The organism is Leptospira chreensis (assembly GCF_016919165.1).
GTDB classification, from domain to species: domain Bacteria; phylum Spirochaetota; class Leptospiria; order Leptospirales; family Leptospiraceae; genus Leptospira_A; species Leptospira_A chreensis.
On sequence record NZ_JAFFPS010000015.1, the window covers coordinates 44,093 to 65,632 of the forward strand.

19 protein-coding genes are annotated in these 21,540 nt (G+C 40.3%); 5 read left to right on the forward strand and 14 right to left on the reverse strand.

Going from position 1 to position 21,540, the window contains the following annotated elements; all coding sequences use genetic code 11:
• Positions 1-2: 2 nt before the first annotated feature.
• The 7 genes from arsB to JWG41_RS04915 all read right to left on the reverse strand — a co-directional run bounded on the left by arsB (position 3) and on the right by JWG41_RS04915 (position 5,474).
• Positions 3-1,031 carry an ACR3 family arsenite efflux transporter gene (gene arsB / locus JWG41_RS04885; protein WP_205268823.1) on the reverse strand — a complete coding sequence of 343 codons (1,029 nt, stop codon included), beginning with the start codon at positions 1,029-1,031 and terminating at the stop codon, positions 3-5.
• The gene (locus JWG41_RS04890) at positions 1,032-1,571 is read right to left on the reverse strand and encodes a DUF6428 family protein (RefSeq protein ID WP_205268824.1); all 540 of its coding nucleotides are present in this window, start codon (positions 1,569-1,571) and stop codon (positions 1,032-1,034) included.
• Between the two features lie 18 nt (positions 1,572-1,589).
• Positions 1,590-2,012 (reverse strand): arsenate reductase ArsC, encoded by a 423-nt coding sequence (locus tag JWG41_RS04895; protein WP_205268825.1) that lies wholly within the window; start codon positions 2,010-2,012, stop codon positions 1,590-1,592.
• A complete protein-coding gene (locus JWG41_RS04900; RefSeq protein WP_205268826.1) occupies positions 2,005-2,352 on the reverse strand; it encodes an ArsR/SmtB family transcription factor in 348 nt (115 codons plus the stop codon). The genes JWG41_RS04895 and JWG41_RS04900 overlap by 8 nt, the downstream gene beginning before the upstream one ends.
• Positions 2,353-2,497: 145 nt before the next feature.
• Positions 2,498-3,307: a hypothetical protein gene (locus JWG41_RS04905; protein WP_205268827.1), complete on the reverse strand. Its 810-nt coding sequence runs from the start codon at positions 3,305-3,307 to the stop codon at positions 2,498-2,500.
• A gap of 29 nt (positions 3,308-3,336) precedes the next feature.
• Positions 3,337-4,299: an NAD-dependent epimerase/dehydratase family protein gene (locus tag JWG41_RS04910; protein WP_205268828.1), complete on the reverse strand. Its 963-nt coding sequence runs from the start codon at positions 4,297-4,299 to the stop codon at positions 3,337-3,339.
• The gene (locus tag JWG41_RS04915) at positions 4,296-5,474 is read right to left on the reverse strand and encodes a DUF445 domain-containing protein (RefSeq protein ID WP_205268856.1); all 1,179 of its coding nucleotides are present in this window, start codon (positions 5,472-5,474) and stop codon (positions 4,296-4,298) included. Before JWG41_RS04915 ends, JWG41_RS04910 begins: the two co-directional genes overlap by 4 nt.
• A 284-nt stretch (positions 5,475-5,758) precedes the next feature.
• Here JWG41_RS04915 and JWG41_RS04920 point away from each other — a divergent pair, with 284 nt between their 5' ends.
• Positions 5,759-9,490: a Cna protein B-type domain protein gene (locus JWG41_RS04920; RefSeq protein ID WP_205268829.1), complete on the forward strand. Its 3,732-nt coding sequence runs from the start codon at positions 5,759-5,761 to the stop codon at positions 9,488-9,490.
• A 56-nt stretch (positions 9,491-9,546) separates the two neighbouring features.
• Here the strand turns inward: JWG41_RS04920 and JWG41_RS04925 are convergent, their stop codons facing one another.
• Entirely contained in the window at positions 9,547-10,329 is a 783-nt protein-coding gene (locus JWG41_RS04925) for an ABC transporter ATP-binding protein (protein WP_205268830.1), read from the reverse strand.
• On the reverse strand, positions 10,322-11,794 hold the full coding sequence (locus tag JWG41_RS04930; RefSeq protein WP_205268831.1) for an HDOD domain-containing protein: 1,473 nt from the start codon (positions 11,792-11,794) through the stop codon (positions 10,322-10,324). The genes JWG41_RS04925 and JWG41_RS04930 overlap by 8 nt, the downstream gene beginning before the upstream one ends.
• A gap of 104 nt (positions 11,795-11,898) precedes the next feature.
• Between JWG41_RS04930 and JWG41_RS04935 the strand changes: the two genes are divergently transcribed.
• Positions 11,899-12,108: a hypothetical protein gene (locus JWG41_RS04935; protein WP_232373706.1), complete on the forward strand. Its 210-nt coding sequence runs from the start codon at positions 11,899-11,901 to the stop codon at positions 12,106-12,108.
• On the opposite strand, the gene JWG41_RS04940 is transcribed toward JWG41_RS04935, so the two are convergent.
• Positions 12,105-13,250, reverse strand: coding sequence for a 6-hydroxymethylpterin diphosphokinase MptE-like protein (locus JWG41_RS04940; protein ID WP_232373707.1), 1,146 nt, complete (start codon positions 13,248-13,250; stop codon positions 12,105-12,107). The genes JWG41_RS04935 and JWG41_RS04940 overlap by 4 nt on opposite strands.
• A gap of 284 nt (positions 13,251-13,534) precedes the next feature.
• Positions 13,535-14,011: a DNA primase gene (locus JWG41_RS04945; protein ID WP_205268832.1), complete on the reverse strand. Its 477-nt coding sequence runs from the start codon at positions 14,009-14,011 to the stop codon at positions 13,535-13,537.
• A gap of 148 nt (positions 14,012-14,159) precedes the next feature.
• On the opposite strand from JWG41_RS04945, the gene JWG41_RS04950 reads away from it, so the two are divergent.
• From JWG41_RS04950 to secA, 3 genes are read left to right on the forward strand one after another with little or no spacing between them, the layout of a single operon-like run.
• Positions 14,160-14,741: a hypothetical protein gene (locus JWG41_RS04950; protein WP_232373709.1), complete on the forward strand. Its 582-nt coding sequence runs from the start codon at positions 14,160-14,162 to the stop codon at positions 14,739-14,741.
• Positions 14,738-15,427 carry a type 1 glutamine amidotransferase gene (locus tag JWG41_RS04955; RefSeq protein ID WP_205268834.1) on the forward strand — a complete coding sequence of 230 codons (690 nt, stop codon included), beginning with the start codon at positions 14,738-14,740 and terminating at the stop codon, positions 15,425-15,427. The genes JWG41_RS04950 and JWG41_RS04955 overlap by 4 nt, the downstream gene beginning before the upstream one ends.
• A gap of 10 nt (positions 15,428-15,437) precedes the next feature.
• On the forward strand, positions 15,438-18,194 hold the full coding sequence (secA, locus tag JWG41_RS04960; protein ID WP_205268835.1) for a preprotein translocase subunit SecA: 2,757 nt from the start codon (positions 15,438-15,440) through the stop codon (positions 18,192-18,194).
• Positions 18,195-18,358: 164 nt separating this feature from the next.
• Here the strand turns inward: secA and JWG41_RS04965 are convergent, their stop codons facing one another.
• The 3 genes from JWG41_RS04965 to JWG41_RS04975 form a co-directional block, all read right to left on the reverse strand.
• Complete coding sequence (locus tag JWG41_RS04965; RefSeq protein ID WP_205268836.1) at positions 18,359-19,225, reverse strand: LIC_13355 family lipoprotein; 867 nt, start codon at positions 19,223-19,225, stop codon at positions 18,359-18,361.
• A 49-nt stretch (positions 19,226-19,274) separates the two neighbouring features.
• The gene (locus JWG41_RS04970) at positions 19,275-19,865 is read right to left on the reverse strand and encodes a hypothetical protein (RefSeq protein WP_205268837.1); all 591 of its coding nucleotides are present in this window, start codon (positions 19,863-19,865) and stop codon (positions 19,275-19,277) included.
• 361 nt (positions 19,866-20,226) lie between these two features.
• Positions 20,227-21,300 carry a cytochrome-c peroxidase gene (locus JWG41_RS04975; RefSeq protein WP_205268838.1) on the reverse strand — a complete coding sequence of 358 codons (1,074 nt, stop codon included), beginning with the start codon at positions 21,298-21,300 and terminating at the stop codon, positions 20,227-20,229.
• Between the last annotated feature and the right edge of the window lie 240 nt (positions 21,301-21,540).

The window sequence follows — 21,540 nt, forward strand, 5'->3', positions numbered from 1 at the left end:
TTTTACTGATAGAATTTGTTCTTAAATCCAATTGCAAATTTGACAAGTAGGATGAGGGCTGGCACTTCAATGAGTGGTCCAATTACACCGACAAAGGCGACACCACTTTGGATTCCAAAGACCCCAATTCCAACAGCAATCGCCAATTCAAAGTTGTTTCCTGTCGCTGTAAAACTAACAGCCGCATTTTTTGAGTAGTCCACACCCAATTTGTATCCGATCCATAGGCTTACAAAAAACATAATTCCAAAATACAGAAGTAGGGGAACTGCAACTCTTAAGACATCATCGGTGAGTTCTAAAATCATACCACCTTTCAAACTAAACATAACGACGATGGTAAATAGAAGTGCAGATAAAGTTAACGGAGAAATTTTCGGAAGAAATTTTGTTTCATAAAAATCTTTGGCACCAAACTTTTCAAACCCATAACGAGAAATAAATCCAAGAAAAAACGGAATTCCCAAATAGATACCCACGGTTTCTGCAATATCAGAAATCTGAATCGATACTTCTGTTCCCACAAGTCCAAAGTAAGGTGGAAGTACTGTGATAAATAGATAAGCATAGAAACTATAAAAAAATACTTGGAAGATACTATTGAGAGCGACTAGGGCCGCCCCATATTCCCTGTCTCCTTCTGCCAAATCATTCCAGACTATTACCATCGCAATACATCGTGCAAGGCCGATCAGGATGAGACCTGTTCTATATTCGGGTTCATTGGCTAGAAAAAGTATGGCAAGTCCAAACATAAGGAGGGGACCAAACACCCAATTGAGGAGAAGAGAAAGTGTTAGTAACTTTCCATCCTGAAACACTTTTCCCATTTCTTTGTATTTCACTTTTGCAAGTGGGGGATACATCATGAGAATGAGTCCAATGGCTAATGGGATATTCGTAGTTCCTATAGAAAGAGTGGAAAATCCCTCCACGAGAGAGGGCAAAAATTTACCTATGAGTAATCCAATGCCCATTGCACTAAAAATCCAAAGGGTTAGATATCTATCTAAAAAAGAAAGATTTTTCATCTAACAACAACCTGCTGGTTCTTCTGCACTTTCCGATTTTGTTTTTGGCGAACAACAAGAAGAACTAGTTTTCTCTAATTTAGGGAAGGTAACTACATCTTTAGGTAATCCACAACTTACACTGGCTTTGCATTCTGTTTTCCCATCTTTTAAATGAATGAGAAAGGATGAATCTTTAGGTTGCATTTCGGATACAAAGTATTGTCTCATGGCTGATTCCGCGTTTCCAAATTCAATTCGCAAAGTTGCATCTTCTGGTATATCCATTGATGTGGTTACTTTTTTGAGAATGGAATTTACTTTTCCTAGTGTCATGGCCTCGGTATCTTTTTCTACTTTTGGTTCTAATACTTGTAAAATGATCTCAGACCAAGAATCTGATTTTCCACCACAATCGACCGATTGGATATTTGCCAGCTTGAATTCGGTGATATGGTAGTTGGGGAATATGGTTTGGTTTTTTCCATATTCAAATTCCAAGTGAAGCTCTGGATATAAATCCAAATTCGTTTTAAAATCTTTCCATGTGAGTGTATTCATTGTATCCTTCTTTATCCTTTATAGTTCGGTTTTTATAAAATTTTCGCAGTAGATTCGTATTTCTTCTCTTGTGTTCGCAAAGGCCGTTTTGATTTCTTCTTCCGATCCGATCTTTTTGGAGGGATCAGAAAAGTTATGATGGAAACTTTTGGCATTTGTTGGAAAGTACGGACAGTTTTCTTTGGCGTGGTCACAAACTGTGATTAAGAAATCAAATTCGATGTCTTTATACTCATTGATATGATTGGAGGTATGATTAGAAATATCAATCCCCGCTTCTTTCATCGTAGCGATGGCTTTTGGATTCACACCATGGGTTTCAATTCCGGCACTGTAGACATTGGCTTTGTTTTTTGCATAGAACCGCATCCAACCTTCTGCGATTTGACTCCGACAACTATTTCCCGTACACAGGATTAAAATATTCTTTGGTTTACTCACAACAGTTCTCCGTTTTATTTTTTTTGAATGTTTTTATGAATTCGATATGTTCTGAAAACTCATCATAAGCTTTTGTGAAGTTTTCCCAATGGATACAATAACAAGAGGAGGTTCCTTCTACATCGCCCTTGACAAGCCCCCCTTCCTTAAGTTCTTTTAGGTGTTGGGAAACTGTGGACTGGGCGAGAGGTAAAATTTCAACGATTTCTCCGCAAACACAAGTTTGACGCTCTGCCAAAACTTCTAAGATGGCAAGTCTTGCCGGATGCGAGAGTAATTTGGTAAAAGAGGAGATCCTTTGGATCTTCTCGGGGAATTCTGCTTTTTTGTTCTGTGCCATAGTTTATCGTAAATATACGATAAACCGACCTCTCCCATTCCCGTCAAGGGAAATTGGTAGAATTTCGGGGGAGGAAGGCCCCTGGATTTCCAAGGGGCAGTGGCAACTGAGTGGGCTTACAAAAAAAGAGAAAGAGAATCCGTTTCTAGAGGCCTGAGTTATCAGGAATGACTACGGGTTCGTCAGAAGTCGGGGTGTCCGGTTTGACATCGGCGGGTGTGTATCCGTTGTCATTTTGGGGTTTGGTGCGGTTGTCCCATTCTCCCGGGTTTGGTTTTTTATTTCCTTCTACAGAAAACAACCAACCATCTTCTTGTTTGTTTGTGGCACCTTGTTCATGAGGATAGGAATCAATGGGCCTTATGGTAATGGATATGTATTGGATGATTCTTTCATCTTTTACCGGATCTAAATACGCCAAACTATCGTTACGCCATCTGTTCTTTGTGCGAGTTTCACGGCGAAAACTTTTCATTACTAAATCTAAGTCTTTGGAATACTTTGCAAAATAAGCTCTAGGTGTTTTTGCCTGAACTACATAATACAATCCACCTTTCCTGTGGAATAAAAATCGATTGGAAACAATTTGTTTGTGTTCTGTATAGTGTAACACAACGAAGACGGACTCATCGAATCCAGCCACTTCGTTTTCTAATAATTTTTCACGAACGAGTTTTAGATCTGGATACTTTGCGAGGAAGGTATCCACGGTTTCTTCAATGAACCGGTCGATGTCGTATTCTTTGGTGCGACGGGCGACATCAATTTGTAGGATGGCCTCCCTGTTTGTTTTTGAAAACTGGATACGAACGGTATCTGGATGTCGTAAAACTGACTTTGCCCAACCTCTTGGATATTCAAATGCAAAACTTAAAGAATCTTCGATCCAAGTTGCTGCATCCAAATGAGAAAGAGTAAGACATAATAAAACAAGTAGGCAAAGTCGCTTTTTCATACTTAGAATATCGGCCCCCAGTACCTTGATTATTGATAGTCGGTGAGTCCTTTTCGTAAATCTCGTTCTGGAAAAAATCCTAAATTTTCAAAGGATGGGGAATCATAAATGGCCACCGATTCGACCAACGGCTGGAGCGGGGAACCATGGAAGGGTTTTCTTCGCAAAAAAGAAAGACTGCGAAAGGCAAACTCTAGGATTTTGCCCGCAAATCCACCTACGGGAATGGGAAGAAGGAAACTTTTGGCAATTCCGAGTTCCTGAAAGGTTTCGACCACTTGGTTTACGGTTACAAATTCTGGATGAGAAAACACATACACTGGTTTTGGTGGTTTTCCATTTAATGTTTGTTTGGTCCAAGTGAGTAAGGCTCTTGTGGCATCGGCAATATGGATGAGGGATTTTTTTCGATTCGAGGAAATATAAGGATACACCCTTAGTTTTGTGAGGGATCTTAATTTTGATATAAAACTTTTGGTTCCTTTTCCGTAGATACTCGCCATACGAAAGATGGAATAGGGCCGACCGGAATCTAATACATAGTTTTCTGCCAAGGCCTTGGTTTTTGCATAAATGGTTTTTCCAAGCCGTTCACTGTTTATATTTAAATTGATTTCTTTGGATCCATAAACAGAAACAGAACTGACAAATCCAAAATAAGGAACATTTTTTGATTTTGCAAATTCCACAAGTAATTTTGTCGAGGTAACATTGATTTGGTGGTATATCTCTTCCGTGACTTTGACTCCGGAAACTACAGCTGCTAAATGAAGGATTAAATCAATCGACTCTGGAATTAAAAATTCTTCGATTTTGTTAATGAGAGAAAGATCTCTTTCATAGAACTTAAAATTTTTATGAAACCTGATGGAGTCGGGAAAGCTGGCATAGTTTTTACCAATGGCTATAATTTTATAATCTTCGATCAAACCATACAATAATTCTTTTCCAAGAACACCGCTACCTCCAGTAATGAGTATTGTTTTTGTCATACGAGAAATACCATTTGAAACCATCCCACTACAGCACCGAGTGCCGCACCCACTAAAATTAATAACAATTCATCTTCTTGAAACGCAGACCTTAGAATGGATTCAAAGTCTTTGGGAGGTAGAGCCGACATTCGGTCTCCCATCATGATTTCAATTTCTAAGGCTTCCCCTAAGTATTCTTCTAAATGAAATGATTTTTCTACTGCATTGTCAGCCATAGCCACAGCAATTCTTTCTTTTGCAGCATCAAACTCATCAATCTTTCCTACAGCATAGAGTGCAGGTTTGGCAAGGAAGGTAATGGTATCCACATGATGGATTACTTCTTTGCGAATGATATCGATGATGTCAGTAGAGGCTTTTCCAAAAATAAGTTCTGATAGAATGTTTTTGGGAGTTAAAATTTTTTCACTCACGAGTTTCGCATAGAGCCTGGATACTTGCGATTGTCTTTTTAAGAATAAACCTTGGTAAGTAAAGAGTCCTAAAAACTTTTTAGGAAGTAGAGGTCGAAAGATCATTTCTAAAGCAAGGTAGTTGGTGAGATAACCAACGATCACTCCCTGGATGGGAAGAGTCCATGCCACGGGAAAATAAATCATAAAAATCATTTGGACTAGGCCCAAAAGGAATCCAAAATAAAATCCAGAGCGTTCAATGAATCGAAACTCCGGAGCTCCCACTTCTTGAAAAAGTTCCACCACAAGACTTACATTGTTACCGGATAACTTTTTTAAAACTAAGGCCTTCACATCAAACAAGTTATCAATGTCTTTTTGGAGTTTTCGAATCACCTTACGAATGGTAACTCCACTTTCTCGTTTGACCTTATGGTAAATTTCTTCCCGAACCACTTCGGGAATCATATCCCAAAGTTTCGGATCCAAACTATCTGAGAATTCACGCATCGTATAGCGAATGCTAGGCTCTAGCGCGGGTAAAAATAACAACTCTGCTTTTTTGGGATCTACTTTTAAAAATACTTCTTTGATATTGAGAAGGCGTTCCGTGATCACATCCACGGACTTACTGGCCATTTTATGGGCCTTTCTCGGAATGATGCCCTGCCAACCGAGATACGGCGGAATTCCCACAAATTGGATGGGGTAGAAGGTCATTTTCAGTGCCAACCAGTTGGTCACCCAACCCACAAATCCGTAGGTAAACGGAATCATGAGGAGTTTCCATTGCTCTGGTGTCATCCAATTCTCCCACATATTCCGCTATGAGTAGGCTTAAAAACTGGGGCCAAGGGCAATCGAAATTCCTGCCTTTGGTGATTTTTCCCTCCATTTGGTTACTTTTTTATTTTTTTTGCCGATACCCCTAAAAAAGATTTGATTTGTGTACGGAAACAGACTACAAATGGTACACTTCGGTAAGGTCTTAGGTATTTCCCGAAGTGCATTAGAAAATCTGTGGGCATCCACAAAGCGAATTTTGATTAGAGGGTAAGTCTATGCGCGTTCGAGGAATTTTCACAATTCTCGTTCTCATTTCGTTGGCAGTAGTGGGTTGTTCCCGCAAAAAGAAATCAATGCCGTTCTGGTTCTTGTTAGGAACTGGTGGTGCTGTATCCGATGCAAGTGCTGGTGCTGCGACTCCTCCGGACTCCAATGGGGTTCCCCTTCCTCCTCCTGGTGATTCTGTTGGTATCACCGATCCCGATGAAGTTCCCGGTAACAATTCCGAACAAGAAGTTCCTAACCATGGACCCGCTCGTGTGATTGGAACCATCGTTCCCGTAGTGTCTGGAGTTCCTGCCAACGTAGTCTGCGGAAATCCTGGTGCTCCCCAAGCCCCTGCTTGTGTTGACCTTACTTTAATCACTGTTAGGATCGAAGTTGCCAATGGTGAAAACAATACCCTCGTTGCTTCCACTAATGCAGAATCCAATGGAAAATTCCAATTTGATCTAACGGACCTTCCCAATAATAACTATCGTGTACTCATCAATACAGGATTTGGACTCAATTATACATACCAAGACTTCTCACTTGTTTTTGATCCCACACAAAATCCTTATACCCTTGTCAATGTGGGAAATCTTCTCGCAGAACGTTTGTACTATAGTCAAGGCCCCGCACAATTTACGGGAGTCGTCACAAGCCCTGGATTTTCCGGCGGTGGTGTGACAGTTCCTGCAGGCCCAATCGCAGGGATCACCGTTTCTATCATAGATGCCAATGGGAACACAATCGGAACCGGTGTGACCAATGCCAATGGATCTTATGTGATCACTATCAATCCTTTGCCTAATGGAAATTATACGGTAGTTTATTCCGGTGATTCTGTCGAAGTATCTGGCCAACCCTTTGCCAATGTCACAGAATTCATCCATTTTACTTTCCCGGGAACCAATCCAAACACTGTAGCCCATGTGGACTTGGGAGAAACAAGCCTTCCTTGGATGGCGGCAACAGAAAGTGACCTCCACCTAACAGGAAATATCCTCAACGGTGCTCTTCCTTCGGATTCCACCACTGTATTTACCATCAAACTTAAGAACGAACAAGGTGCGATTTTACAAACCGCTCAAATTACTGGGAATGGAAGTTTCACCATCGAAGGAAGTTATCTTTCTAATGGTGTTTATTATCTAGAAGTATCAAACCCTGTATTTTATACAGCTTCTCGTTCCTTTCTGTTTACAGCATCCCCTAACGGTGGAACCAAAAATGTCGCTCTTACAGATCCTATTTATGTGATCGCAAAACCTTCTCTTGTTACCGGCTTTGTAAAAGATGCGAGTGGAAACCATGTTGCAGGAACTGTGATCAACGTAAGGCCTTCGGCAAACCAAGCACCGTCTCGCCTCCTCTATTTGAAAGATGATCCTACTTTAGGAAATGCCATCAAACTTTGGATTGTCGAAGCTCTCAGTGCTGTCGCAGGAACCAATTGTTCCTTAAATCCATCGGGTTCTGTATGTTCTTGTGCGATCAACCCAACTGCTTCTTGTTTGGCGGCAGTGCAAGGATCCGGTCCATGGGGATACCAAACTTATGGGAACAAACTCTATGAAGTAAACCCAACAACGAAGGAAGTATCCTTTCTTGGAGCTAGTGGTCTTTGGGCTTATTACATCTCGGCACCTGGATTTGAAAATTACTGCGGATCCAATGCCACTCCTTGTTCTTCTAATCCACTCCAAGTGAGTTTGAATGGTGGAAATTACAATGCGGGAACCATTTCCCTCACATCTATTGCCACTCGTTCCCAAATCCTTGGATCGATCTCTGTCCGTGATACTGCTCCTGCAGCCAATGCAGTCCATACCAACCAATCGGGACTCTTTGTGGTCTTACTCGGAAATACTTCTGTGGATGGATCAAACCTTGCCCACATCACAACCACTGCCGCAGGACAATTTAGTTTTGGTGGTAGTTCCTATGTTGTGACTTTGCCTGCGGTTCTTCCAGTTCCATTCACCAATGATGAAGCCGGCCGAGTCGGTTATGCCTTATACCAATTGGGAACGGGATCTGCCACAACTCTGGCACAAACGCCAAGTGTGGCTCGAGCAAATGATAATGCCGCTTCGGTGGATGTGATCAATGGAAATGAATATAACTTCCGCCAAAGTTCTTACCAACTCATCGTTGTCGATCGAGTGGCTCCATCATATCAAACAAGTTACTTATCTTCTACGAGTTTGCGAGTAGACACATCTACCGTGGCAACAAACCAATATGCCTTCACTCCTGCCGTATTCAATGTGAGTGGAGTTGTGTCGCATAGCCCAAGAGCAACAGTAACGGGAATCGTTACCGATGCTGTATCCACTCAAAATGTAAGTGGGGCTACAGTGACTCTCGGTCGACTTGTCGGTGGAAATTTTACTGCTGATGTGCATAGAGACTGTTCGGGAGGATTTGATTCTCCGAATTGTTCGGTTTCTTCTACAAGAACTTCTGGTTCCGACCAAGTGGTGGGATCGGTGAGTTCCCAATCCAATGGAAGTTATAGTTTCCCATTCCTTTCTCCTGGTTCTTACCAACTCCGTGTGGAAAAAAACGGAATCACCACTTACTTCCCTGTAGAAGTAGGAACGGGCGGGGGAACGGTTGTGGTAAACACTCCTATCATTACCAACGATGGTCGTGGCCATCTATCAGGATCAGTACGAACTCCTGGTGGATTCTCTTTCCTCGGAACTTACTCATTAGAAATCGTAGATCCTAACGGTGGCACACTTCGTCCATCTGCAGGGGTGCAACCGGCATCCATTGCAACAGGAGCGACCATTTTCTCCAATGCAAGCCAATACACGATTTTCAACATCAACGCAGGTCGTTGGAAAGTTCGATTTGTCTCGGCAGGTTATGCATCAGTGGAAGGAATTGTGGACATCCAAGCGGATGTTACCACTAACTTTGATATCATTACCTTTGTTCCAGGAAGTCAAACCAGTGGTTCGATTTCAGGAAGGGCTTTGTCGGCATTGTATAACACGGGAGTTTGTAACCTAACGGCTCGCATCCGACCAGGTGTGAATGTGAAGTCTGGTGCCTATGCCATTGATGCGAACGGTGCGACCATTGCCTCTGTCAAAACAGCAACAGACGGATCTTATGTGATTCCTTCCGTTCCCCCAGGTAACTATACTTTAGAAGTATCTGGTTCTGGAAAAAGAGGGGATTGTACTTCGGTGTCTGAGAACTACTCCACAACGTATAGAACGGTTGTCTCTGCAGGTTCCGAAACTCCTGCCAACCAAAACATCTTAGTCACACCAATCCTTCCGGATAACGAAATGCGAGTGGTTCTTTCTTGGGGTGCGAAACCTCGAGATTTGGACTCCCATTTGCAGTATGGAAATTCTGCGAACAACCGCATTGTTTGGAATAACAAAACTCCTCTCGGGGCTGGTAACGGAAGTTTGGATTACGATATCACAACAGGATATGGTCCAGAAACCATCACTCTCCAAGGATCTGTCTGGAGCCAACCGAATCGTTACTACAGCATCTACAATTGGTCCGGTGAGGCCCTTATGGGAATCTCTGGTGCGAATGTTCGCATCTTCAAAGGCAGTGTCGGAGAAGTGAGAAACTATTCTATTGCACCAAACCATTCCAATCGTTGGTGGAAAATCTTCTGTATTGCTCAAGACAAAACCATCTCCGATGTGGGAACAACAGGTTGTAATGCTTCCAACTTTATTGAAAGGTCGATGTATTCCAATTAGTCGATAAAGCAGAAGACTCCTAAGCAGGAGTCTGAATTTAAGAAAACTAAATTGTTTTAGGAAAGGACAGTAACGGAATACTGTCCTTTTTTTTCGTTTACTTGTAAGTTCAGATCATAAAGATTCGAGAGATTTTTGTCCGTCAAAACTTGGTCTTTGTCTCCAAAGCTTATCACCTTTCCTTCTTTGATTAACAAAACTTTAGAAAAGTCTTCGGGAATTTCTTCGATTCGATGTGTGATGAGAATTCTTGTGAGTAGAGGATTGTTTCTTTTTAATTGGGATAAGGATTTTCCAAAATCAGTCCTTGCTGTGATGTCTAAGGTGGCCGTGGGTTCATCCAAAACTAAAATTTCTTTTCCAATTCCAAAAGCACGGAGTAGTAACACCTTCATTTTTTCACCGGAAGAGAGTGTGCTATAGATTTGGTTGATTTTGTGACCAAGGCCTATGGAGTTTAACAAGGATTCTGCGGTCTTGTATTGAAGAGGGGTTGGGTCTTTATAAAGTCCAAGTGTCCCGATCACACCAGTGAGAACCATCTCAAAAGTGGTAAGCCTTTGTAATAAGGATTCTTGGTGGCCTGGTTGCACCATACCTATTCGATTTTGTAAAGGTGCCATGGGTGTTTCGCCATAGGTTTCCCCGAAGGCAGAAATAGAACCTGTGGTCGGCCAGGAATAACCAAAAAGAAGGTTGATCATTGTGGTTTTGCCGGCGCCATTTCTTCCGATGATGGCAAGAGAATCTCCTTGGTTTAAGGAGAAGTTCACTAAATCTAGAATCTTTTTGTCGTTTCGAACATAAGAAACAGAATCAAAACGAATGACTTCACTCATTCGATTTTTTGAATAGAAGTTCGATTTTATTCACTGCGGCAGAGAACACATCGATATTGTCTAAATTAAACTTGGCGAGTAGGATTTTATCAATCGCATAAAAACCTTTTTTCTGTTCATGATAATCGGCCATCATATTAGCCATATAAATCACTTCCACAAGGTCACGTAACTCTTGAGGTGCTAAGAAAGGTTTGTGATGGTATTCAATGGCAACACGAAGGTCGAGTGGGAATTCCCATTTTTCTGAAAGAAGTGCACCGAGTTGTGGGTGACTGAGTCCAATTGCCATTTCTTCTAATAGAGTGGAGTTTCCAGAATCGACCCCTCTTTGGTAGGTTTCGATTTTTTTGAAAAAACCTCGATCCACAGAAAGTAAAAGGAATTTTCCGATGTCGTGTAACAAAGCACTGACGGCAATGATATCGGCAATTTTGTTTGTATGATTGTTCTCTGTTGCCAGATACCTTGCATAATAACTGCAACGGCTGGAGTGGTCCCAAACATCCATCATCTTACCATATTGCCCATCCATAATCTTACGAACACCGGACACATAGAGTAGGTTTCTAAGATTTTTGAGTCCCACTACCTTCACTGCTTGTAAGATGGAACTCACTTGGCTTCTGTTGGCAAAAAAAGCAGAATTGGAAAGTTTCAAAAGATCAGCAGAAAGAGCCGGGTTCTTTTCGATCTCCTGCGAAATCATATGTAAGTCAGAATCTGGATTGTTACAAAGTTGGATGATCTTTGTAAGGGAATGAGGCAACGGCGGAAGGCCATCAATTTCATTTAGAAGTTTTGTTTTGAGGTCTGTTTGGATCTCTACTGGCGTAGTGACTTCTGGGACAGATAGTGTAGCGCGTGTTATTTTGTCATTGGTAAAGATTTTGAATTTTTCAGAACCAATTCCTGAATTCTTTAAAAGGAGTTGGATGAGTACTAATCCTAAACCAGCAGACTCCGTGCTGTCCGACACATCACTGAAAGCGTCGGAAAGATCGTTATAGTTCTTTGCGACCTCGATTCTTCGATTAACGCGCGCTAATTCTTCTTTTGTAATGGGTGCGTTGTTTTCAACCGCAAAGTGGATGGATTTACCTTCCACTTTCATAAGCAGGCTGATGTAGTAATTTCCACCGTCTAACCTGTCCAATTGTTCGTTCCATTTCATGATGATATTTTCTTGGAACCGGGACATTCCCTTTGCATAATCACCAGCGTTTTGGATGTCTAAATTTTCACGGGTAAAATAATCGCGTTTTGCATTGGCCTTATTGGCATTCATCAGGAGTTCTTTTAGGACAGTGAAGATGACTTCCACTAAATAAAGTTTGTCCATATACCCCATTACATGGACAAGTAATGCGTATATCTCCTGATTTTGTTCTTCAGTAACGAAGTAAAAATTGATTCTGGATTCTTTTGCGGTTTCTAATTGAGAGATAATATCTTGAAAATTCACAAACGCTTTTTCCCGTAACACTCTTATATTTTAATTTCTTTTGGACGCAATAGATATTTTTTTCCCATCCAATTTCTATTTTGTCCCAGGGAAATTGTATAGTGATGACATCAGTGGAGGAAATCACTATGGATATGTTAGACCAAATGAATTTGCATTTACTCATGCAAGAGAGATTGGAAAGAATTTTAGAGGATATAGAAAAAAGACCTAAGGGGAAATATAAAAAAACAAAAGGTTTTGATCGAATTCCCGCAAACAAAGAACAAGCAGAGTGGAATCTACAAGAAATACCGGTTCTATTCGGTGCTTAACTTAGTGAAAACCGCAACCAAGTGTTGAGAGTTTTCTTATGGATGATGCCGGAATGGTCTTGGTTGGCCCACTTTGCCAATTCCGCTATTGATGGGGGAAAACCCTGAAATGTTTCTAGGGAATGTTCCTGATCTTCTTTGGATCGGAAACTTATTTCCTTGGCTTCTGCAAGGAATTGAATCTTGGAAAGAGATCCTTTAGGATTCATTTGTTCCCAAGCTTTTTGGTTTTTGCCTTTTCGTTCCCCAGAATACAAACGTTTGGTGATAAATTCTAAACTTCTCGTTCTACCAGTTTCTGGTAAATAATACCGTTCATATCCTGTGCCCTTACAATGGGACTTTCCCCGTTCTGCTAAGTAACTAACACCGCTCACAAAAAATTCCCTGTTTTTTATCGATTCCGTAATGGAAGATACCATCCCGAGTAAATTCAAACTGGGGTTGGAATAATGAGGCCAGGTTTTTCCAAGACTACTTAAAAATAAATGTTCTAGAATTTGGTCCAGAGGGTGGCCCGTATTGACTAGAATTTTTGGATTTACCAAATCAAAAATATAGGCAGAGCCACCTAACCAAGTAATGATGGGGATATGTTTCGGGAGATCCAATAAAAAATGGTAGGTGGTGCCTCGGCCAGAATCAAAAGAAACAATATAATCGGGGACAATCCCGTTTGGTAAGAGGTACCCGAGTGCTGTGTCACTGGCAAAAATTAGAAAGTGATTTCTTTCTCTTTGGATTTTAGGAAGATCCAATTCTAAACCGGGACTTGCCCCGGCAAATAAAACGGAAGTTTTTTTTCCAACAAACGATTGGAACCACCGGATACTTGTATCGTTGTAAAAAAGGCCGATCCGATTTTTCAGATAGTTATGTGTCCATAACTTACTAAAATGTTGGATTGTGTTTTGATTGATTTCGTTTGAGGATAATTCTTTTTGAAAGTTTGTTTGGCATTCGGATACCAGTTCGGGAAACATCCGTTCATAACTCGGCGTTGGATACAAACTCCACTTGGATAGGGATCCCTCTTGCGTATTTTGAATGGATTGCACCTCTGTTTTTAGTTCTGACCAGTTGGGGGAAGTTCCTCTGACAAAAAATAGAAACAGGCCTTTCTTTTTGGCAAGATCCTCCAAAACTTGTATTTCAGTTTGGAATTCATTGAGTTCAAAAATTTCTTTCTGAGGTTCCCAGAAAACAATAGTTTGGTGGTTATTTGGGGATTCTAAATAAGCTCGGACACTGTGTAAAGCACCAACACCAAGAATTACAGGAATGGAATCGGAACGAAGGTTTGAAAGAAACCGAGAGGCCTCCTTTTCAGGAGAGACTCTTGAGTGTAAATAAGACTGATCGGAATTTTGAAAGTTATAGAGAAGTTTGTTTTGAAAGTGAAGGATTAGAGGAATGGGAGTAACCTCTAGTCCTCTTCTTCCTCATCAGCTTCTGCTTCGTCGTCAGAGTCGTCGTCGAAATCGTCATCATCATCGTCGTCGTCTTCCTCTTCTTCCTCTGCATCACCAAATTCATCCTCGAAACCGTCTTCTAGTTCTGGTTTACGAGCTTCTTCTTCAGGGATAAAATCTTCTTCGATATCTTCTTCAGCATGAGGTGCAAAAGAAGCACCTGCAGTGGAAGTCACTCCAGCAAGTTTGTCTTTTTCTGCTTGGAGAACGGCTTTTTCTTCAGCGGAAAGGTATTTCCACTGAACCATATCATTTGTAAGTGCGTATAATGCTTGAACTGTTAGTTTACGGTTCTTTAATTTTTTAGGAAGAGTGATCTTATCAATTTTATCGATCGTGCTGAAACCGGCCACGCAAGTTTCGTATTTTTTTTCACGGCAAAGTTCTATTAAGGATACGATATCGAAGTCTTCTTTGTGCGATTGGCTCATTTTTATTTGATTCCCTAGGGGACTTGAGTGGAATGTTAGACCAGCCTGGGGGGTGGGGGTCAGATGTCAAGGTAAAGTTCGAAAACGGACTTTACAGACGTTCTCGTAGTCCAAACCATGGGGATGGACCGTCCAATATATGGGATTTATGAAAGCCTCCCTCATCTTAACTGTTAGTTTATGTCTCATTAGCTGTGCCCCTGCGAAATCTTCCTATTTTGGAGAGGAGTCTTGGGTAGGACTTACCGCCAGTGGTGCCGAAATTTCTTTCTCCCAATTGGAAAAAGAGGAAATCGCACTCAATGTTTACTCCCCTGATTGTGTTCCTTGTTGGAAAGAGATTCCCGCGCTCAATCTCCTCCATGCGGAAATAGAAAGTCAGTTTCCAAAGAAAGCCTTATACATGGTTGTGGATCCGTATCAAATTGTTCCGGATATCACCGACGATCGTCCGTTTGGCGAAGTGTATAAGTTAGCAAAGGAACGGATGGAGATGGAAGTTAAAAATAGAAAAATCCAAGTTCCCATTGTGTTTATGAAACGACCTTTTCATGTCAAAGAAGGTGGGTTAATCACGGGAACACCGGAGACACTCCTTTTTGTCACAAAACCGATGCGATTGTATTATAATTTTTTAGGAGCCATTTCGGAACAAATGTCAATGGACGTCATCCGAAAAGATCCTAAGTTCAATTTCTTTCGATATCAATTTGGAATGGAATCATTATGAGAGCCGTATTCATAAGATTTATTGATTGTGAAGGCCCAGGGATTTTAGAACCCTTACTTCGCGAAGCAGGTTACCGGATCAGTTATCAAAATGCATATGATAGACGAATCCATTTGATGCCAGAAATTCATTTGAATTTTGATTTAATTGTGATGTTAGGTGGCCCGCAGTCGGTTGCCGATCCAGAAGAACAAGAGTTTTTTAAGCCATATTATGATATCGTAAACAATGTGGTTGCCTTACCCAACAAAAAGTTAATTGGGATCTGTTTAGGTTCTCAAATCATTGCAAAGGCGTTAGGTGCCAATGTTCGTCCTGGAACCAAAGGTCCGGAAACTGGATTTTCTGAATTACAAATTTTAAAATCAGAACATCCGATCTTTAAAGGTATAAGTAAAGAATCCATTATGGCTTTCCACCTTCATGAAGATATTTTTGACATTCCTGTGGGTGCAGAACATTTACTCGCAAGTGAATATTATGCAAACCAAATGTTCGCATACAAAAACAAAGTTTTTGCTTTTCAAACTCATTTGGAACCCACATTAGAGATGTTAAATGTTTGGCAATCGGTTCACAAAGAGTTTATCGCAAAAGGGACTGGTGATTTTTCTGAAATCGCTGGCAAACAGAAAGTAATGGCAGAAACGGCCACTACGATATTTCGAAATATTATAAATTTATAACGGACTCGGTATGTTTCAAAAAATATTAACAATTTTATTCGGCAGTAAGTATGAAAGGGATTTAAAAAGACTAAGTCCCATTGTAGACGCTATTAATTCTTTTGAGTCCACTATCAAAGCGATGGACGATGAAACCTTATCGGCACAAACAATTAAGTTTAAAGAGAGATTAACAGCAGGTGAAACATTAGATGATGTTTTGCCAGAAGCTTTTGCAACAGTGCGCGAAGTTGCCTATCGAACTTTAGGAATGCGGCATTTTGATGTGCAAATGATGGGTGGTATTTCCTTACATTGGGGCAATATTTCTGAAATGAAAACGGGGGAAGGAAAAACTCTTACTTCTACTTTACCCATTTACCTCAATGCACTTTCTGATGAAGGTGTTCATGTTGTCACGGTGAACGACTATTTGGCGAAACGGGATGCGAATTGGATGCGGCCTGTATTTGAATTTTTAAAAGTTTCCGTGGGTGTGATCCAACATGATATGGACCATGAAGAAAGAAAAGTAGCTTACAATTCAGATATCACTTATGGAACCAATAATGAATTTGGATTCGATTATTTGCGTGATAACATGGTAAGTTACAAAGAACACCGCGTGCAAAGACAACATAACTTTGCTATCGTAGATGAGGTGGATTCCATTCTAGTGGATGAAGCAAGAACACCTCTTATCATTTCCGGCCCTGCGGAAGAATCTACCGACAAATATCTCAAAGTAAATAAAATTATCCCTAAACTGATTGAGGGTGAAGATTTCGAGATCGATGAAAAAGCAAAAAATGTGATTTTATCAGAAGCGGGTGTCCACCATGTGGAAGAGTTGTTAGGTGTTGAAAACTTATACCAAGCTGAAAACATTGAATTGGTTCATCACGTACAACAAGCTTTAAAAGCTCACAAGATATTTTATAGAGATAAAGACTATGTAGTGCAAGACGGTGAAGTCATTATCGTAGATGAGTTCACTGGCCGTTTGATGAAGGGTAGACGGTATTCTGATGGACTACACCAATCCTTAGAAGCAAAAGAAGGTGTAACGATCGCTCGTGAATCACAAACATTAGCCTCCATTACCTTTCAAAACTATTTCCGTATTTATAAAAAGTTAGCGGGTATGACGGGAACAGCAGATACGGAAGCAGAAGAGTTCAAAAAGATCTATAATTTAGATGTGATTGTGATTCCTTCCAATTTGAAGATCCAACGCCAAGACAACCCTGACCGTGTTTATAAAACAGAACGTGAGAAGTTTGATGCCGTAGTAAAAGACATCCAAGAAAAAGTTTCTAGAAAACAACCGGTGTTAGTGGGAACCATCTCCATTGAAAAATCGGAAGTTCTTTCTAAACTTCTCGTTTCTCACGGAATTGCGCATAATGTATTAAACGCAAAACAACATGAAAGAGAATCGGAAATTGTAGCCAATGCGGGCCGCCCAGGTGCCATTACGATTGCAACCAACATGGCGGGTCGTGGAACGGATATTGTTCTTGGTGGGGCACCAAAATACAAAGAAGACTTGGAAAAGTTGGATGAACTTTCTGATTCTTTGGGGATTAAAGCCAAAGCAGAACTAGAAGTAATTTATAGTTTTCGGGAACATTTGATCAAACAAAAATTCGAAGAAGCAGAAGCGAAAACTTCTGAAATCCGAAACGAAAACATCAAAAAAGAATGTAACAAAATTTTAAGCGAAGCAAAGAAATGGAAAGTAGATCATGACTTTGTGATCGGTGCTGGTGGTTTGCATATCATCGGTTCGGAAAGACATGAGTCTCGCCGAATTGATAACCAACTTCGAGGACGTTCTGGAAGGCAAGGGGATCCTGGTTCCTCTAGATTCTATTTATCCTTACAAGATGATTTGATGCGAATTTTTGGATCAGATCGAATTGCTCGTATTATGGACACACTTAAAATGCCGGAAGGCCAAGAGTTGGAACATAGTATGGTATCCAATGCCATTGCACGAGCGCAAAAACGTGTAGAAGGTCATAACTTCGATATCAGGAAACACTTGTTAGAGTATGATGATGTGATGAACCGTCAAAGAATATACATCTATGGAATTCGTAACGAACTTTTAGACAAAGGAAACATGTCACGAACCATTGTTGATTTCTTTGATGAAGTGGTTGAAAACCAAGTCATTTTGTATTGTGAAGGTAATAACGTAGATGCTTGGGAGGCAGACTCTCTGAATGAGTGGCTTCAAAGTTTAGGCATTACGGAAACTGTAGATCCAAAACAATTCAAAAAGGAATCAAATCCACAACTGAAGGTATTCGATATTGTATCTAAATTAGTCAAAGACCTTTATGAATTCAAAGTTTCTTCCATAGGGGAAGAGGTTTGGCGTTCCATTGAAAGAAATGTATTTTTAGATATTTTGGACCATCGTTGGAAAGAACATCTTTACGCAATGGATCATTTGAAAGAAGGAATTTGGACTGTTGGTTACGGTGAAAAAAATCCTTTGATCGAATACAAACTACAAGGGTTTAAGATGTTTGATCAGTTGGTCGAAAGTCTTAAAAACGAAGTGGTTTCTTTTTTGCTAAAAATTGAAGTTACTGACTCGGATCGCAATCCAGATGAGTCTTCACCTAAAGAATACAAAAAAATTGGTGAGGAACAAAGAGCGGAAGTGGATATGTTTGGGAATGAAGTTAAATCCAATAAGAACAAATCTCAAGTGTCTTCTACTACTAGCTCTGGCGGTGGATCGGAAAGAAAATCGAGCCGTCGGAAGAAATAAGTATCACTCTTTTTGCTGAAAGATAATCAACTAACAAACCAACTCTAACAAGGAGCATTCTGCTTTTTGGTGAGAGTTGGTTCTTAGATTTTGTTTAGAGTTTAGAATTCAGAGTGTGAGTCCGTCTTTCAGAGGTTAGGTTTCGCTTCTAATTTAAATTTTATTTATTCTACGGACTTCGCCACCACTCCATCAATATCAGAACCATTATTATAGGAATGTGGGTAAACATATCCGATTCCCGTGTTCGGATCGGTGACGGCCGAAGCGGATACCATTTTAATAAATTTGAATCCACTAGTTTGGATATTTGTACGAGCGGTCGCATCACAATTGGCACCTGGTCCACCAACGATTAAATCATCCAGATTAAATCCATCTCCACCACCTAACAAAAATCCACTTCCAGTAGATGTGAAAAGTTGGTCGAGAGTCAAGTTGTTGGAACCCATATTATAGAGTACGGGCCTAAGCCCACCAAAACCTGGCCAAGAAGAAATTTTATTACTATCTGCTACCGATGGATTGAAACCACTCAGATCAAACCCACAATAATTGGTTCCATTGAAGGATACTTGAACTACCATTGGATCGAAAGCATAGCGATCGTTACTTTCTGATACGCGAAAAGGATTTTCGTAAATGATAAAGTCGATGCCTGTTACATTCTTTACAGTTTTTCCAGACCAGGATAAAATCAATGTCGCACCGGCTCCTGTTAGGTTGAGTGCATACACATCCAAAGATCCAGATAGTTCACCTCCACCACAAATACCATTGATTGCTTTGGATGAGTCGCTAAACCCACTTACAGTGGAATTGGCAGAGACAACTGTATTTGCGATTGTGATACCTGTAGGTAAAACTCCGGTAGGACAATTGGTTCTTGTATTATTTGAGGTTTGATTCGTACTCAAAAGTGCTAATAATGCGGCTTGGTCATTTTTAGGTTCCGGTGTACAGGTTAGAAAAAATAAGAGTGAAAATAAAATAATAAAGTTCGTATACGGATTGTTAGAAATGATTTTCATTGAATGGCTCCTTTGGCCCTGAAAATTTTCAGAGCCAAAACAAAGGTGTTTACCAACTAGTTGGATTTGCTGAAACGAAGAGTGCTTTACTCCAACCAAAACCACCACAGCCAGTTCTTGTTGGGTCCGCGCTGCTATAAGTAGATAGGTTTGCATTTTCTGCTTCTGCTAGAGTTGCGAAGTTTGGAAAAACTGTGCAGTAGTAGAAACATTTACTCGCTGAATTTTCACAACCAACAGTTGTAGGTGCAGTCCAAATTACTTTTGTATATTTGCTCGGACTCCAAGCATCTGAAGGAAGGTATTGGTAGATAAATGTGCGATTGACTGTATCAACAGCAATGATTCTTAGATAACTAGTTCCAGATGCCCAAATCCCAAATCCAGTTGGATCTTGTACGATGGAAACATTGGAAGTGAAACTTGTACAGTTTCCAGCACTACAAAATCCACCTTTCCAGTATCCTCTAATCTCTGATAGAGAATCCATAACGCTTGATTTACCTTGTTGTTGTCCAACAAGTAATCCAGCGAACAAATTCGTGTTGGCAGCGGATTCCTCTACTTTGCCTGCATCGGCACATGCGGTAAAGATTGTAATTGCTAGAATAGCAATTGTTAGTTGGATTGTTGTTTTCATTTAGATTCTCCTAAATCTTGGTTTGAATTTAGGGGAACACGAACTGGAAATAGGTTTATCCTCGTCGGAAGACGGGAAATCTTAAAATCTATAGAAAGAAGTGTAAGTAGTTTTTTTTCCATACGGCGCCCCGAGTTTACCTTCGGGGCCCCTTTACACCTGCTGTTGTAAACAGAAAGATGTAAGTGTGCAAAGTTCCCAATCCACGGAGAAAACATTGCGGGGAAGATCTGGCTTATCACCTAATATAGATTATACTATATTTGATGCTTCACAGTTGCGGGTCAGCACAGGACTTTCACCTGTTTCCTCCCTGAAGGTAATGTCAGAGTCCTAAGCTCGATATTTTTTGTCAATAGATTTAGTTTGACTTTGTTTTGTCAGATAAGGTTTTTAAGAAGGTAACAATTAAATCAATTTCTGAACTATTGATAGTGCGGTTCAATTGATAATGATTCATACGTTCCACTGCCTCTCGGATTGTGGGAACACTCCCATCATGAAAGTAGGGAGCTGTCAGTGTTACATTTCGTAAAGGTGGAACTTTAAAGAAGAACCTGTCTTCAACATTTCCTGTAAATTCAAATCTTCCTAAATCATTTGGATTGTAAGAGTAAACAGAATCGCGTTTGGAAAATTGAAATCCACCTAGCAGATTTTGATTGTGACAATTGGTACAACCTACCTCGAGAAATAATTTTAATCCATCTAACTCACTGCGAGTCAGCGTCTGTGTATTGGATTCCATAAAATCATCAAATCTAGATTTTGATACAAGAGATCTTTCGAAAGCAACAAGGGCCAGGCGAATCGAATGAATACTCGGACTCGGGGAGTCAGGAAAAGCATTTGCAAAGAACGGAGTGTAACTGGAATCATTTTGAATTCTAAGTAGTAACTCTGCATCCGATGGTAGGGACATTTCTAGCGGGTTGATAAATGGATCGATCGCTTGATTGTATAATGTGTCTCTTCTTCCATCCCAAAAGAGAATTGGTAAAAAACCAACATTGAGGATCGTGGGAGTATTTCTTTTTCCTAATTGTCCAAATGTTCCACGCGAAGTGGATTGACGATCCATTCCTGCAGCATTGCCATCGATCGGATGACAGGTAAGGCATGATTGTACATGGTTTGATGAGAGTTTGTTATCTCTAAAAAGTTTGTTACCTAAACTGATTTTAGCACTCGTATCAGATTCCGAACCAGGGATAGAGTTTGGTAGAATTCCAATTTTTTCTCTAGCTATAGTTTGTAATTCTGCTGAATAAATGTGGTTTGATACAAAACCAAAAGTGATTGATTGATGAATGAGATTTTTGTTTTTGTTATCTGCTTCCTTGAAGTTACAACTAACGATTATTATTTGGAGTAGGAAGAATAAATACCTATGGAGGATTAGTCTCGAATTATAAAGGGATGAAGATGAGAACATAGGAACCAAACAGGGAATGGAACCCTAATCCATCAATTCTATTTTTAGATTTGGTTTTACGAATCGGCTGTAATTTTGATGCAGTATTAACCTAGGATACTTGTCTTTAACTACAAAACGGCCTATTACTTAGGAAAAAAATAGTTATCATCACAAATGTTTCTGCAATTTCTCTGTTTTTTCTGTCCTCAATTCAAAAATTCCAGCGTTCCATTGATAGAAAGTACGAAAATAAGCAGA